Here is a 317-nt window from a genome sequence, read left to right on the forward strand (position 1 = left end):
TGACGACGCTGATAATGACNTTTGGCTGATCTATGCCTATGACGCGTTTCGGGATGAATATCTGTTACTGACGGTCACCGGCCCGGATGCCCATAACCGAAGCGAGTGGGGCTCATTTCTGCGCAATGTGCATTGCCAGATTGTTGAGCCTTGGACGCTGGGAAGGATTGCCTTTCCCGATTTGGACGATCTGTAATTTGCAGTCGACCAGAGGAGGTGTGACATGAATCGATTGACCGGCGGTTGCCTGTGCGGCGATGTCCGGTTCGAAGTGACAGGTAAGCCCTACCGAGTCGGCATCTGCCACTGCCTCGCCT

The 317-nt window shown here is 54.7% G+C and carries 1 protein-coding gene; it reads left to right on the forward strand.

Annotated features, from left to right (window positions below):
• Positions 1-223: 223 nt before the first annotated feature.
• On the forward strand, positions 224-317 hold a 94-nt coding region (locus tag BK660_RS33260; RefSeq protein ID WP_473087021.1), incomplete at its 3' end, for a GFA family protein.

Origin of the sequence: Pseudomonas brassicacearum, from assembly GCF_003732265.1 — a bacterium.
Lineage (GTDB): Bacteria > Pseudomonadota > Gammaproteobacteria > Pseudomonadales > Pseudomonadaceae > Aquipseudomonas > Aquipseudomonas brassicacearum_D.